1 pseudogene is annotated in these 402 nt (G+C 45.5%); it reads left to right on the top strand.

The window, feature by feature from the left end:
- Positions 1 to 402: pseudogene (locus tag AB4512_RS25470) on the top strand (ATP-dependent RNA helicase); the annotation flags it as partial.

Here is a 402-nt window from a genome sequence, read left to right as displayed (position 1 = left end):
GTGGTGGATGAGTTTCACGAGAGGCGCTGGGACATTGATCTGCTGGTGGCGATTCTCAAACAAAAAGAGAGTCATCGCTTGGTGATCACTTCAGCAACCATTGAAGGGGAGCGTCTTGCTCATTACTTGGATGCGAATCGAATTAGCTGTGAAGGCCGAACTTATCAAGTTGCTATTGAACACAGGGCGAATGAGTCAAGAGCATTGCCCGATATTCGACATCTAGAGCAACGCATTGCTGAAGAAGTGAATCATCAACTGATCGCTTCACATGGCGATATCTTGGTTTTCCTACCGGGTAAAAAAGAGATCGTGCAATGTGAACAAGCCTTATCAAAGAATCCAGATATCCAAGTGGTGAAGTTGCATGCGTCAGTCAGTGAAAAAGAACGAGATTTAGCG

Source organism: Vibrio sp. 10N.222.52.B7, assembly GCF_041474275.1.
In the GTDB taxonomy this organism is placed as follows: Bacteria; Pseudomonadota; Gammaproteobacteria; order Enterobacterales; family Vibrionaceae; genus Vibrio; species Vibrio crassostreae_C.
The sequence above is the reverse complement of the archived record's forward strand: the minus strand, read 5'-3'. Positions and strand labels throughout refer to the sequence as shown.